General features: G+C 47.0%; 15 protein-coding genes. 5 read left to right on the forward strand and 10 right to left on the reverse strand.

Going from position 1 to position 14,617, the window contains the following annotated elements; translation table 11 throughout:
• The first annotated feature begins 23 nt into the window (after positions 1 to 23).
• From EL84_RS25130 to EL84_RS25150, 5 genes are read left to right on the forward strand one after another with little or no spacing between them, the layout of a single operon-like run.
• Complete coding sequence (locus EL84_RS25130; protein ID WP_047843534.1) at positions 24 to 1,271, forward strand: glutamate-5-semialdehyde dehydrogenase; 1,248 nt, start codon at positions 24 to 26, stop codon at positions 1,269 to 1,271.
• 36 nt (positions 1,272 to 1,307) lie between these two features.
• Positions 1,308 to 2,168 carry a pyrroline-5-carboxylate reductase gene (gene proC / locus EL84_RS25135; RefSeq protein ID WP_047843535.1) on the forward strand — a complete coding sequence of 287 codons (861 nt, stop codon included), beginning with the start codon at positions 1,308 to 1,310 and terminating at the stop codon, positions 2,166 to 2,168.
• Positions 2,165 to 3,388 (forward strand): 2,3-diketo-5-methylthiopentyl-1-phosphate enolase, encoded by a 1,224-nt coding sequence (locus tag EL84_RS25140; RefSeq protein WP_047843536.1) that lies wholly within the window; start codon positions 2,165 to 2,167, stop codon positions 3,386 to 3,388. The genes proC and EL84_RS25140 overlap by 4 nt, the downstream gene beginning before the upstream one ends.
• A complete protein-coding gene (locus EL84_RS25145; RefSeq protein ID WP_036671978.1) occupies positions 3,385 to 4,062 on the forward strand; it encodes a 2-hydroxy-3-keto-5-methylthiopentenyl-1-phosphate phosphatase in 678 nt (225 codons plus the stop codon). Before EL84_RS25140 ends, EL84_RS25145 begins: the two co-directional genes overlap by 4 nt.
• 3 nt (positions 4,063 to 4,065) lie before the next feature.
• Positions 4,066 to 4,719 (forward strand): methylthioribulose 1-phosphate dehydratase, encoded by a 654-nt coding sequence (locus EL84_RS25150; protein ID WP_036607600.1) that lies wholly within the window; start codon positions 4,066 to 4,068, stop codon positions 4,717 to 4,719.
• 163 nt (positions 4,720 to 4,882) lie between these two features.
• Here the strand turns inward: EL84_RS25150 and EL84_RS25155 are convergent, their stop codons facing one another.
• The 10 genes from EL84_RS25155 to EL84_RS25200 form a co-directional block, all read right to left on the reverse strand.
• Positions 4,883 to 6,184, reverse strand: a complete 1,302-nt coding sequence (locus EL84_RS25155) for a hypothetical protein (RefSeq protein ID WP_047843537.1) — start codon at positions 6,182 to 6,184, stop codon at positions 4,883 to 4,885.
• A 28-nt stretch (positions 6,185 to 6,212) separates the two neighbouring features.
• Entirely contained in the window at positions 6,213 to 6,665 is a 453-nt protein-coding gene (locus tag EL84_RS25160; RefSeq protein ID WP_047843538.1) for a hypothetical protein, read from the reverse strand.
• Complete coding sequence (locus EL84_RS25165) at positions 6,658 to 7,158, reverse strand: RNA polymerase sigma factor (protein ID WP_152416945.1); 501 nt, start codon at positions 7,156 to 7,158, stop codon at positions 6,658 to 6,660. Before EL84_RS25165 ends, EL84_RS25160 begins: the two co-directional genes overlap by 8 nt.
• Before the next feature lie 246 nt (positions 7,159 to 7,404).
• Positions 7,405 to 8,109, reverse strand: coding sequence for a DnaD domain-containing protein (locus EL84_RS25170; RefSeq protein WP_082219126.1), 705 nt, complete (start codon positions 8,107 to 8,109; stop codon positions 7,405 to 7,407).
• A gap of 20 nt (positions 8,110 to 8,129) precedes the next feature.
• Positions 8,130 to 9,425, reverse strand: a complete 1,296-nt coding sequence (asnS, locus tag EL84_RS25175; RefSeq protein ID WP_017687752.1) for an asparagine--tRNA ligase — start codon at positions 9,423 to 9,425, stop codon at positions 8,130 to 8,132.
• Positions 9,426 to 9,526: 101 nt separating this feature from the next.
• A complete protein-coding gene (locus EL84_RS25180; RefSeq protein WP_036671987.1) occupies positions 9,527 to 10,732 on the reverse strand; it encodes an acetate/propionate family kinase in 1,206 nt (401 codons plus the stop codon).
• Positions 10,729 to 11,601 carry a 3-hydroxyacyl-CoA dehydrogenase family protein gene (locus EL84_RS25185; protein ID WP_017687750.1) on the reverse strand — a complete coding sequence of 291 codons (873 nt, stop codon included), beginning with the start codon at positions 11,599 to 11,601 and terminating at the stop codon, positions 10,729 to 10,731. Before EL84_RS25185 ends, EL84_RS25180 begins: the two co-directional genes overlap by 4 nt.
• A 133-nt stretch (positions 11,602 to 11,734) precedes the next feature.
• Positions 11,735 to 13,237 carry an AAA family ATPase gene (locus EL84_RS25190; protein WP_047843540.1) on the reverse strand — a complete coding sequence of 501 codons (1,503 nt, stop codon included), beginning with the start codon at positions 13,235 to 13,237 and terminating at the stop codon, positions 11,735 to 11,737.
• Positions 13,230 to 13,757, reverse strand: a complete 528-nt coding sequence (locus tag EL84_RS25195; protein ID WP_017687748.1) for a hypothetical protein — start codon at positions 13,755 to 13,757, stop codon at positions 13,230 to 13,232. The genes EL84_RS25190 and EL84_RS25195 overlap by 8 nt, the downstream gene beginning before the upstream one ends.
• Positions 13,758 to 14,059: 302 nt before the next feature.
• Positions 14,060 to 14,590: a DUF5590 domain-containing protein gene (locus tag EL84_RS25200; protein WP_047843541.1), complete on the reverse strand. Its 531-nt coding sequence runs from the start codon at positions 14,588 to 14,590 to the stop codon at positions 14,060 to 14,062.
• Positions 14,591 to 14,617 lie beyond the last annotated feature (27 nt).

A 14,617-nucleotide genomic window follows, 5' to 3' on the forward strand; every position in this document is an offset into this window, starting at 1 on the left:
TATATATATGAGGAGGAATTACGATGAGTGAAGTCAGAGAAAAAGCCAGCAAAGCCCAAGCAGCGGTTCCACAGCTGAACCGATTGAATACAGAACAGAAAAATACGGCCCTGCGTGTCATGGCAGATGCTTTGATTAAGGAGACGGATTCCATCATTACGGCAAACGCCGAAGATCTGGCACGAGGCAGAGAACAAGGCACGCCGGAATCCATGCTGGATCGACTCGCCCTTAATAAGGAGCGGATCGCAGGCATAGCTGAAGGGTTACGTCAGATTGCAGATCTGCCTGATCCAGTCGGCGAAGTGTTAGAGACATTTACCCGTCCAAACGGATTACATGTTGAAAAATTAAGAGTGCCGATTGGCCTGATTGGCATCATCTACGAAGCTCGTCCTAATGTAACTGTAGACGCAGCCGGATTATGTCTCAAAACAGGTAATGCAGTGCTTCTGCGCGGCGGTTCCTCTGCCCTGTCCTCCAATCGTAAAATTGTGGAGGTGCTGCATCAGGCACTCACAACGACAGACATGCCTGCTGATGCTTTGCAACTGGTTGAAGATGCAGATCGTGCTTCCGTAGATGAGATGCTCAAGTTGAACGGACTGCTGGACGTTATCATTCCACGCGGCGGTGCTTCCCTCATTCGTAATGTGGTTGCCAATGCAACGGTACCTGTCATCGAAACTGGGGCGGGCATCTGCCATACCTATGTGGATGAATCAGCCGATCCAGTTATGGCAGCCGAAATTGCCATCAATGCCAAGGCACAACGTCCATCCGTATGTAACTCCATGGAAACGTTGCTACTGCATGCCGCATACGCTGAAGAGCATCTGCCTGCTCTTGCCGAGCAATTCCGTGAGGCCAATGTGGTCTTGAAAGGTTGCGACACGGTGCGCCGTCTTGTTCCTTCTGCCCTTGAGGCAACCGTGGAAGACTATGCGACCGAGTACAACGACTACATTTTAAATATCCGGGTGGTCGAGAACCTGGACGAAGCGATGCAGCACATCGCACATTACGGAACCAAACATTCCGAGTGTATCGTAACCCGGGATACCGCCCATGCAGAGCGCTTCATGCATGATGTGGATGCAGCAGCCGTCTATCACAATGCGTCCACACGTTTCACCGACGGATTTGAATTTGGCTATGGAGCCGAAATCGGAATCAGCACTCAGAAACTGCATGCTCGTGGACCGATGGGACTACCAGCACTGACATCAACCAAATATCGGATTACAGGCAATGGACAGATTCGTCAATAATATCCCAGCACCAGTTATATAGGAGGAACGATAAATATGAGTCAAGAGCAACAGACGTTACTACAACAGAAGATTACTTTCCACGGAGCAGGCGCGATGGCTGAAGCCATCGTGCGCGGACTGATCTCCCGCCTAGTCGTTCGTCCTCAGGATATTACGATGCTGAACCGCAGCAACCAGAAACGTCAGGAGGAGCTCAGCACCCGTTATGCTGTACATACCGGAACTGCCTCGCAATCCTTGGATCACCTTGCCTCCACTCCGGTCATTGTACTCTGTATGAAACCCAAAGATGCTGCCGCAGCGCTGCGCGAGCTTGGTCAGCTGTTATCACCTGATCAACTGATCGTATCTGTCATTGCCGGATTATCAATCCGCACGATGCAGTCCTTGCTTGGTCGTAAACAACCGATCGCGAGAACCATGCCGAACACATCCAGTACCATTGGACTTGGTGCAACCGGGCTTGCCTTCTCTGCGGAGATTACGGATGAACAGCGCAGTACGGTGATGACCATGTTTGAAGCTGTTGGTATCGTGACCATCGTGCCTGAAGATAAACTCGAAGTGCTCACAGGGATTTCCGGAAGCGGCCCTGCTTATGTATACTATTTAATGGAGGCCATGATTGCCGCAGGTATTCGTGGTGGCTTGTCCAGCCAGCAATCTCGTGATCTCACTGTTCAGACGGTGCTGGGCGCATCACGAATGGTACAACAAACCGGTTTGGAACCGATGAAGCTTCGTAGTGATGTGACATCCCCGGGAGGGGCAACCCAGGCAGCACTGAAAACGCTGGACGAAGGAGATTTCTTTGAAAATGTAATCGCAGCCGTCAACCGCTGTGCAGAGCGCTCACGGGAGATGGGAGCTGCTTTGGAAGGGGATTTAAAATGAATAACATGTGCACAGCCACATATCGTCTGCATGATGATCATGCAGACTTTCGCAAGAAGGCTCAGTCTATCGCGATTGGCATGACCGTGGGTAGCTGGACGGAGTTGCCGCAAGCCCAGCGTGAAGCGATGCAGAAACATCTGGGTGAAGTAATCAACGTAGAAGTAAATGAAGCTGAAGGCATGGCTGCGGGTGAGCGTTACGCCGATATTACCATCGGATATCCTGATGTTAACTTCAGCCGTGATATCCCTGCCCTGCTCGTGACGGTCTTTGGCAAAATCTCAATGGATGGCCGGATCAAATTAACAAAGCTTGGTTTCTCGGATGGCTTCCTGAGTGCATTCCCGGGACCCAAGTTTGGACTGAATGGTGTTCGTGATCTGCTTGGTGTGCATGATCGTCCACTGTTAATGAGTATTTTTAAGTCAGTTATCGGACTGGATGCAGATGAACTGCGTGAACAATTTATTCGTCAGGCCCTTGGGGGCGTTGATCTGATCAAGGACGATGAGATTCTGTTCGAAAATAAATTGACACCTATCGAAAAAAGAGTCGAGGTCTGCATGAAAGCTGCCGAACAGGCACGCCAGGAGACCGGCAAGAAACTTCTGTATGCAACCAATCTTACAGGACCTACATCTCGTCTGAAGCAACAAGCTGAACGCGCTATTGGTGCAGGAGCCAATGCCCTGTTATTCAACGTATTGTCTTACGGATATGATGTGCTGCATGAACTCAGCAGTGATCCTGATATTAATGTGCCAATTATGGCTCATCCTGCTCTTGCGGGAGCACTGTATCCTTCACCACATTACGGCATGTCGGCTTCGGTTGTACTTGGTCAGTTGATGCGTCTTGCAGGTGCCGATCTGGTGCTCTTCCCTTCTCCTTATGGTTCGGTTACGATGCCGAAGGAAGAAAATATGGCGATCACGGAGCAATTACTGACAGCTGATCTGCCTGTACGAACCAGTATGCCAGTGCCTTCAGCCGGCATCCATCCAGGCCTTGTACCACTCATTTTGCGCGACTTTGGTACAGATGTCATCGTTAATGCTGGTGGCGGTATTCATGGACATCCTATGGGCACTGAGGCAGGCGGACGTGCATTCCTGCAAGCCATTGAGGCAGCTCAGCGTTCCATTCCTCTCGCGCAATATGCAACCGAGCATCCGGAGCTGAAAAGCGCATTGGACCTGTGGGGTGGCGAACGATGAGAAGTGATAAAAAAACAGTCATTTTCTGTGACTTTGACGGTACGATTACGCTCTCGGACAACATCGTAGCGATCATGAAACATTTCAAACCTGAGGGCATTGAAGCGATTATGAAAGATACGATTGAGCAGAACATCTCGCTGCGTGAAGGCGTTGGAGCCATGTTTGCTCTTCTGCCTGCATCCCAGAAAGATGAAATTGTGGAATTTGTGCTTGGACAAGCGGGGATCCGTGAAGGATTCAGCGAGTTTCTTGACTACGTTCGCAGCGAAGGGATCGAATTCAATGTGACCAGCGGTGGCATGGACTTTTTCATTGAACCGTTACTCGCACCATTTCATATCCCGCAGGATCATGTCTATTGCAACGGAGCTGACTTCTCGGGTGAAACCATTAAGATTGAATGGCCGAATCCCTGCCAGCCTCCTTGTGAGAATGGCTGCGGCATGTGCAAAACAACAGTCATTCGTACCTTCCCGGAAGAACAATACAATCGAATCCTCATTGGAGACAGTCTGACGGATTTTGAAGGTGCCAAAATTGCCGATCTCGTCTACTCCCGCTCCATTTTAACGGACAAATGTATTGAGCTGGGTGTGGACCATGTGCCATTCGCTACCTTTTACGATATCATCGAAGATATGAAACAGAAGCAAACACAAGGAGTGCTGTAAACGATGGGCTTTGAAAAGATTACATTGGAACACAAACGTCAGGTCCTTGAAGAACTGGCTGATATTAAAGCGTTGTTTGCCAGTCGTAACTGGTTCCCTGGAACAAGCGGCAATCTGTCGATGCGTGTAGGAGACTTTGACCCGGAGCAATTTTATTTTGCGGTTACCGCCTCAGGCAAAGACAAATCCCTTCGCACACCGGAAGACTTCCTTTTTGTGGACAAGCACGGCAAAGCGATTGAGACAACCACGTTGAAACCAAGTGCCGAAACATTGATTCATTGCGAAATCTATCGTTTGACTGGTTGTGGTGCTGTATTCCACGTGCATACCGTGTTTAACAACCTGATCAGTGAATTCTTTGGAGCAGATGGACACGTACCGATTCAAGGAATCGAATTGATCAAGGCTTTCAACATTTGGGAAGAAAATGCGGAGATTCGTGTACCCGTTCTGCCTAACTTTGCGGATATTCCATCTATCGCTGAATTGGTGCCAGGTGTACTTGATGCCAACGTACCAGGAATTTTGCTGCGTAACCACGGCATATATGCGTGGGGCAAGGATGCTTTTGAAGCGAAACGTCATCTGGAAGCGTTCGAGTTCTTGTTCGAAGTGATGTACCGTCAACTTCTGCTGAAGGGTGCTACGAAATAGCAATCATTTATTCGAAATCAAAGCTGGATAACAAAAAACACGCCAGAGGCTGATATACATAGCCCTTGGCGTGTTTTTATGTTGTTGGATAACAGCGATTAGAAGGTTGCTCTGTCATCGTAGTGTCAGTGTAAATAATCTTTAATTCAACTTGGATCGTAAATTACAGTCGATCATCCCGATCCTTGAATAAAAAGAGACTGTCTGCTCCCTCATCATTTCGTTGAGCAGCACTTTGGATACCCATCCCCCGTTGCTTGCCAAACAGCAGTTTCAAACCGCCAAAAATGAGCAGCAAGGATACGATGACGGTATTTAAATAGGAACGTATCTCATACGTCATAAATGCATTAGGGAAGAGCTCATTCAGCTGTGGAATGACAAGACGGATCGTCAGGTAATATAGACCCAGCGCGGCAATCCCAAATCCAATCAGACGCTGATGGCGGGCCCAGTCCTTGAAGATCGGTTGATCAACCAATGGTTCGCGTCCATATCGACTGGAGCACTGGAGCCCGTCAAAGAAGCTGTAGAACCAGATCAACGGAATCATGAACAGAAACACCGATAAGTGAAGCAGGTCCAGAACATAGATGCTGCCCAGGAACAGGAACATCAATTGCATGCCTCTTTTCTGCAATCCCAGATATAGGTGACCTGCACCTGGAAAAGCAGATAGCAGCGTTGCAAGCACTTTGCTACGTCGTCCGGCTACTCTGCCCATCTCCAATTCCTCAAATAATGTCCGATCCTGCAACACCTCACCAGCCTGCTTACGGTGGACATGTTGCACCGCATCAAACATGCAGTATACCCATATTACAGGCAGTATGAGTAGGAACATCAAAAATACGGATTCATTGGTGATCGAAGCTACAAAAACCATCATGGCAAATGAACCAAAGAACGCCATCAGAAACGACAATCCGCGATGCAACAATCCCAGATGAAGGTGTCCCAATCCCGGAACAAATGAGAGCAAAATGGTGAAGAATCGTTCACCCTCACTGCCTTTTCGGTACATGGGTTGACCATAGGGCCCCTCAGGATGGCCATATTCACCACCTGGATGTTGATGTAGCTCATCTTCATTCATCTGCTCCATAGGCCCTTGCTGACCCATGTATGCTCCCTGGTAGGCTGCCCCTTGGTGTGGAGGCGCTCCATAAGCCGCACCGTATCCCCTATAATGTGCTTCTCGGGCAGAAGGTGTACGGAGCAGAACAATAACCATATCCAGCATGCTGATCCCCCAGAAGAAAGCAGCAAAAAGTGCACCGAAAATCAATAAATCTTGTTCATTAGTGACCATGGCTAACATGAATGAGCCAACAGCTGTTCCGAAGAAAAGCAATGGATAGATCACAGCCCTTGCAGCCCGTCCCCAATACATGAAACCGAGACCTGGTATCAGGTTTAATAGAAATGCGAGTAATTTGTTACGATCTGAGTGCACAGTCGTCATCCTTTCTTTTCAGGCAATGCGAAACTATTTATGGTTTAGGCTTGAGGTTATCCAGCCATGAAGTGGCTGCCTCCGTCCATTTTTCGGTAAAAGACCCTCTGTGGTCGCCATCCTGGAACTTGTGATATGGTGCTACCTTGTCAAAAAGTCCAGACGAGAGGAAGATCAATGTCAAACAGGCTGCTACCGCGTAATGGAACACTTTATGATCAAGCCAGCGCCGGTTTCGTCCAGCACGGGATTTGCGTTGTACCTTGGGTGATTGAATGCCTTCAATCCGATGCATGACTGAATCCGCAAACCCTGTTGGGTCATGTAGCGGAGGCAGTTCTCCATGGATACCAAGCGCTTCCAGATAGATGTCCATCGCATCCGGATCTTCCATCAGAAGCTGTTCCATTTGGTTCGCTTGAGTTTCACTCATATGGCCTTCAATATAATCAGTCCATTGCGCAGCGGTATACTTCTCCTGTTTACTCACGCCATTCATCCTCCTTCCAATGTTTTCGAATCCACTGCCGAGCACGATACAAGCGGGATTCCACAGTCTTCACAGCCACCTGTGCATCACTGGCAATCTGCTCATAATTTTTTTCGCTTAGATAATACGCAGTGATAATGTCACGATGCTGAGCAGGCAACTGATTAATTCGTTCGCGAAGTTTATCCTGACGTTCTTCACGAACGAGACGGGTAAGAACGTCTTCATCCCGTCCGGGCATATTGATTATTTTTTCTTCTCCACCCAGATCCTCAGCAGTTCGTCTGCCCAGCTTGCGTTTGGCATCAATCGCTTTGTGAAAGGCAATTCGGGTTAACCACGTCTTGAAACCTTCAGAACGGTAGTCGGGGAGAGACTTATACATCTGTATGAACGCCTCCTGAGCTGCATCCTGTGCTTCCTGATCGTTCCTGAGTACGGAATAGGCCACATGGTATACATGCTGGCTATATTTATCAATCAGAGTACGCATCTGGGATGTATCTCCTTGACGGATTTGTTCGATTACACGCGCTTCATCAATAACTCTCCCCTCCTCTCCAATACAATAGACGACAGCTTGTGCGTTAACCCCTGCGTGATCTATCAAATTTTTGTAAAACAAAGTGAAATCATTGCCTGAAAGGTTGATGTTGCTGATCACTCATCCAATCTATAATCCAAAAAAAACAGGCACAGAATGACTTCTGGCCTGTTTCTTGTCCCGCCTACGCTGGAATTAACGTCCACCATTACGAAACCGCTGTGTGTACGCCTTTGCATCTTGAACGGTCTTGACACGATTGCGACTCCACTCAAGCAGTATTCGATCGATATACCGGAAATGTACTTTGCCTGCAAAAACCGCTTCCTTCAGAGCCATTAGAATCAATTCCTCTTGATAACGGTCCTGATCCAACCAGCCGGATATCGTTTCGCACTCCATTGGAGAGAGCGGACGTCCAAATTCTTTTTCAAAGATGGAGAACATGTTCCGTTCTTCCTCTTCTTTTTGAACACTGTTCGAATCTTGACGTGCTGTATTGCTACTATGCTGCTCCGCACGGAATGCGGCTACTTCTTCAGCAGTGCACGCTGCAAGTTTGGCATATAATCCATGTAAATCATATCGCTCGTACTGGATGTCCCGTTCTTCGTCACGGTGCTCGTCAATAGCAATATACCCATCCCTCATCAGACGTTGCAACATTCTGGCAATGCCTTCAGGTGCAAGTCCCATGCGCGCCGCAAGCTCTTCAAGCGTGGGAAACTCATTGAACTCTGCCTGACGGAACCCTAACAGTTGAATCAGAAGAAGCACTTCTGCATCTGATAGACCAAGCTGGTGATAAAAACGTAACAAGGCATACGGCAGATGGGCTGTACCCGAAGTCATGCCATAAGCTGCTCCATCCAACCAAGCTTTGGATGTGGTGTCTTCCATAGACGCTCCTCGGTTAAGCATTAAGGGTACAGACGATAGAGCATACGTGGGAATGCGATTGTTTCACGTACATGATCCAATCCACAGATCCATGCTACCGTCCGCTCCAATCCCAGACCGAAACCGGAGTGAGGAACCGATCCGTATTTACGCAAATCCAGATACCATTGGTAAGCTTCATCCGAGAGATTGTGCTCCTCAAAACGTTGTTGCATCAATTCCGGATCATCGATACGCTGCGAACCGCCAATAATCTCTCCGTAGCCTTCTGGTGCAATCATATCAGCACAGAGAACAACTTCTGGACGATTCGGATCTGGTTTCATATAGAATGCCTTGATTCCAGCAGGGTAATGCGTGATAAAGACCGGTGTATTGTACTTCTCAGCAATTGCTGTTTCGTGTGGTGCACCAAAGTCTTCTCCCCAAGGAATATCGAAGCCTTGTCCATGCAGGAATTCAATTGCTTCATCATACGTAATACGCGGGAATGGAGCTACGATGCCTTCGAGTTTGGATACGTCACGACCGATAGATTCCAGTTCAGCACGACAGTTTTTCACCACGGATTGAACGACATGAGCGATAAATTTCTCTTGCACGCGCAGACTTTCCTCGTGATCTACAAATGCCATTTCCGGCTCAATCATCCAGAACTCAATCAAGTGACGACGTGTTTTGGACTTCTCTGCGCGGAATGTTGGACCAAATGAATATACCTTACCCAGCGCCATGGCTGCGGCTTCCATATACAATTGACCACTTTGTGTCAGATAAGCATCTTCATCAAAGTATTTGATGTGGAACAGGTTCGTTGTTCCTTCCGCAGACGATGGTGTCAAAATCGGAGGATCAACTTGTGTGAATCCGTTACCATCAAAGAACTGCTGAACAGCGCGAATAATCTCTGCACGAATCACCATAACAGCACGTTGCTTCGTGGAACGAAGCCACAGATGACGATGGTCCATCAAGAAATCAACACCATGCTCTTTAGGCGTAATTGGATAGTTTTCAGTCAGGTGAATGATCTCAACCCCTGTAACAGTCATCTCGTAACCGGACGCACTGCGAGGTTCTTCACGGATAATACCTGTAACATACAAAGAGCTTTCTTGTGTCAGGCTCTTGGCATTGTTCCAGATCTCTTCACTAACTTCACTTTTCACAACAACCCCTTGGATATATCCGGTTCCATCACGCAACTGTAAAAACTGAATTTTACCGCTGGAACGTTTGTTGTTAATCCAGGCACCGATTGTTACGGTTTCGCCCACATGCTCGTTCACATTACGAATTACACAATTCGTATTCATGCCCATATCTCCCCTTGGTTCCTGAATTTGAAAATGCAGCGGGCAGGCTTATGCCTGTCCTCTGCACTTCCTTCTCATTCTATATTTACTTTACAGTTAGATTACTGAGAATTCAATACGATTCGGTGTGTATCACGTGCAATTACCAATTCTTCGTTAGTTGGCACAACGAGAACTTCCACTTTGGAATTCGCTGTTGTGATCCGGCGTGGTTCGCCAGAACGAATGGCATTCAACGCTTCATCCAGTTCAACACCCAGATAAGTGAGCTGCTCACATACTTTTTGGCGAAGTACAACGGAGTTCTCACCTACACCAGCCGTAAAGACGATCACGTCTACACCGTTCATTGCAGCTGCATATGAGCCGATGTATTTACGCAGACGGTATTCGTACATTTCAAAAGCAAGCGTGGAGTTGGCATCGCCATTCTCCATACCTTCCGTAATCTCACGCATGTCACTGCTGATTCCGGAGATCGCAAGCAATCCACTGTGTTTGTTCAACATGGAGTTCACTTCGCTTACGCTCAGTTCTTCCTTGTTCATTACATAAGGTACGATGGCTGGGTCAAGGTCACCAGAACGCGTTCCCATCATCAATCCTTCAAGCGGAGTCATACCCATCGAAGTATCAACGGATACGCCACCTTTAACTGCTGTTACACTACCGCCGTTACCGACGTGACAAGTGATAATTTTCAGATCTTCCACTGGACGATCCAGATATTCAGCAGCTGCCTTGCTTACGAAATCATGGGAAGTACCATGTGCGCCGTAGCGACGTACTTTATATTTTTTGTAAAGTACACGCGGAATAGCATACAGGTAAGCTTTTTCAGGCATCGTCTGATGGAACGCTGTATCAAAGACCATAACTTGTGGCACACCAGGCATATTTAATTCAGCCGCACGAATACCCATCATTGCTGCAGGATTATGAAGTGGAGCCAAGTCGAACAAACGACGAATTTCAGCTTTGGCAGCATCATCTACCAATGCAGATTCTTTAAATGCTTCACCACCGTGAACAACACGGTGTCCAACAGCTTGAATTTCACTTACAGAATCCAGTACACCATTTTCTTTGTGAGTCAAAATATCAATGACTTTACGGATCGCTGTTGTATGCTCCAGAATCTCACTAACTTCTGTAACATCCTCACGGCCTGTCGGTTTGTGTGTCAGGATGGAGGAATCCATTCCGATCCGTTCTACCAAACCTTTAGCCAGTACAGATTCGTCAGTCATATTATACAGTTGATATTTGAGCGAGGAACTCCCCGCATTAATTACGAGTACTTTCACAGTCGGTCACCATCCTTGTCGTACTTGAAGAATCCTTCGCCTGTTTTGGCACCCAGGTGTCCTGCACGCACCATTTTCTTCAGGACTGTAGAAGGACGATATTTCAATTCTCCGAATTCACGGAACATTCTTTCGAGTGCAGCTTCAACAGAATCCAATCCGAAACGGTCAGCCATTTCGAGTGGTCCATGTTGGAAGTTGTATCCGATACGCATTGCATCATCGATATCTTCAGCAGATGCAACACCTTCTTGCAATACATGCAACGCTTCGTTAATCAGCAGGCAGATCAGACGGGAAGTTACGAATCCAGGGGATTCATAAATCATGACTCCTTTTTTGTCCGCTACTTCTTCAACAAAACGTCTGGTCTCTTCGAATGTTGTATCCGAAGTTTTCAGTCCACGAATAATCTCTACAAGATCAACCCGGGATACCGGGTGAATAAAGTGCATACCAATAACACGCTCTGGATATTTGGTCGAGCTTGCAAGCTCGGTCAAACTCAGCGTGGATGTATTACTTGCCAGAATGACATTGCTTGGACAAACTTGGTCCAGTTGGCTGAATACTGCTTTTTTCGCATCCAGATCCTCTGAAATTGTCTCAATGACCATGTCGCAAGTTCCAAGTTCAGCTAAATGAGCTACCTTGGTAATGCGGGAAAGAATCAATTTCTTCTCCGCTTTTGTAATCGCCCATTTCTCCAGTTGTTTATCCAGATTGGTTTCGATCATGTCATATGCATGATCCAGCTTTTGTGTTGTATGCTCCACGAGAAGCACATCAAGTCCTTTGGCTGCGAGCATCTGGGAAATACCTTGCCCCATCGTACCGCCGCCGACAACTCCTATTTTTTTGAAAAACATGGTTCTGCTCCATCCTTTCGGTTCTCTATTTCTCTATTGTACCCTGTTCGCCGAAAATTACAAATTTCGACCCAACATATAATAATATCTTAGCACGAGTGAAATGTAAAAAAAAATAACCAGCATAAATAAATTATGCTGGTAGAAGGGCACTGTCACGAAATTGACAACGAAATTGCTCGCCAGACAAAACTTCCTCACGAATCAAAATGTCGAGTGAATTGTCGAAAATTGTCCGTTGTTCTTCAAGTAACCGCTTTGTCTGCTCCATCAGTTCTTGCAGAATTAATTTATTCTCTCGCATCAGTTCCTCGGTTGTGACCATATCCATGTTCACAATCCCAAGTGAAGTCAACCCCGAAGCCATCATCGTCTGTACAACATTGGTTGCCTGATCAAAGTCATTGCGTGAACCCGTGGAACGACCACCGTAGTACATTTCCTCCGCAGCTGCTCCTCCGAGTGCAATCATGATCTGCTCTTCCAGAAAGCGCTTCGTGTAGAGGAACTGTTCCTGTTGCGGGTTATGACGTACATATCCCAGCGCCTGACCACGCGGACTAAGTGCCACCTGACTAACACTGCCTGGACGAACGAGTTCAGCCATAATGGCATGTCCCAACTCATGAATGGCGACCCTTTTCTTCTCTTCCACGCTGGACTCACGGTCTGTCTTCTCACCCATCATGACTTTATCAATAGCCAGGGACAAATGCCGCTGTTCAATGTTTAACAGCCCGTCTCTCATGGCGTATATTGCTGCTTCGTTCATCACACTTTCGAGCTGTGCACCGGAGAAACCATATGATTCTTCCGCTGTTTTCTCCAGATTAACTTCCTTCAACAGAGGTTTGTTTACCGCATGCAGTTCCAGAATATGCTTTCTGCCCTTTTTGTCAGGCAAGTCCACTTGAATGTGGCGGTCAAAACGTCCCGGTCGCGTCAGGGCGCTATCCAGCATCTCTTTACGGTTCGTTGCAGCGATAACCAGAATTCTTGGCGTATCGGAAGAATAGATTCCATCCATTTCCGTCAGGAGCTGATTGAGGGTCTGATCATATTCACGCTGTTGACCACCCTCACGTTTCCCCCCGATGACATCGATTTCATCGATAAAGATAATAGCGTTTTCCTTATTTTCCTTGGTGGCACGGGTTCTCGCGTCCTTGAACAAATCCCGAATTCTGCTGGCACCCACACCAACATACATTTCCACGAACTCACTACCCGATGCTGCTACAAAAATAGAATCGGTGTAATGGGCAGCAGCCTTGGCCATCAACGTTTTCCCTGTCCCTGGAGGGCCCGTCAGCAAGATCCCTTTTAACGGGCGAATCCCGAACTTCCGGATTTCTTCATGTTTGATCAGAAAGTCAAGCGCTTCACGCAATTCCTGCTTGGCACTGTCCTGTCCGCCAATTTCTTCAAAAGTAAGCTTGGAAGGTCCTTTTTTCTTCCGTTTACGTTCCTGTGCAGCGCCTACTGTAATCCCGCCACGCATTTGCATCATGAACAGCAAAGCTCCGACAAGCACTGCTGCAATCAGGATCGGAACAATATTAACACCAGTAAAAGCAAGGAAAATAATCAATACGGGAAAAAATCCGATGGCAACTTCTTTTGTCCACTTAGGCATTAGGCCACACTCCTATCTGACCGGGCACACGCGGCAGAATAATAAACTTGCTGGCATCTCCGTCTCTGAGACTGACATATACATTGTTGTCATCCATCGCTGTATTTACCTTAATTCCATTCGTCGCCATCTTGGACAACGTTGGTGTAATCTCGGTGTATTGCTTGTTCTCCATCGCCTGAGCTACGGTGAACATCGCATCCCCCCACCAACTTTCCAGTGCTTCACTGGAATGATCCACAACATCCAACTTTAGTGAGCGTGTTCCAATCAGGGTCTGTCCTTCTTTGTGAATATATTGTACCAGTCTGCCCAAATCAACATCAGGTTGCAGATCCAGTTTCAATTGTACGTCATTGCGGTTAATAGTTAATTGAACGTCGTTGACTCCATCGTACTGGGTTACCATTTTTTCAATCGGATTCTGCACAGCCACCTGACGATATACAAACCAACCTCCAAACAACACAACGGCTGAAATGACGGCAGTTAAAGCAATAGGCAATACTTTTAGCTTCAAGTGAATTACCCCTCCCAGAATTTGGCCCAACCTACTGGCTTATTGGTATATACGAATATGTGCACATTGACTCCTGCGAGAATTTCGACAGGATTATTTGTTTTTGAATGTAACTTTGAGTACATATCTGAGTATATCACATCGTATATACAATTTCGAAGGCGAAAATATGAATAAATTATTAATTTTAACTATTTAAATCAAATATATTTACAGGCAACACAAAGAACCGGTTCAGTCGGATATCCGTCTGCCGGTTCTTTCATTTCTTTACATTCTCTAGTTATGTCACTCTATTTGTTCTAGCTGTTCGGGAGTGTGTAGACCAGGTCCACCTGTTCTCCGTTGCTAAAACGATAAAAGCGATAGTGGTTATGCGTACCGTCTTTATAATACACTTGCCACACATATATTCCATTCACAACTCCGGGCATGATTCGTTTAATCTCACCGGCAGGAACTTCAGAACTGAAGCGATTGCGTATCTGCGCTTCGGACATGCCATTCTGCAGCAGCTCACTGTGTACAGCGTTTGCACCCTTAACCGGTTGATTGTTTGCGTCGAACTTAACCCAGACCATAACATCCTGGTTATCCTTGTTTTTGCCGATCAGGGTCCAGTAGATGTTGTCAGAGCCTTCTTTGTCTCCCCAGATGTACTTGCGCAATTCATCATAGGATGTAATGCCCAGTTGCTCCTGTGCTGCTTGTATGGCGAGCGCTTCTTCCTTGCGTTGGTCCTGCGTGACATGAACGTAATAACGCTGAAGTCCAAACAGAATCAGAACCAGTGCAAGCAGCGAAATCCATATCCACTTCTTTTTTTTCTTCAAAAGCCGAACTTCCTTTCCCTATGATGC

The sequence above is a fragment of the Paenibacillus sp. VT-400 genome, from assembly GCF_001029205.1.
Lineage (GTDB): Bacteria > Bacillota > Bacilli > Paenibacillales > Paenibacillaceae > Paenibacillus > Paenibacillus amylolyticus.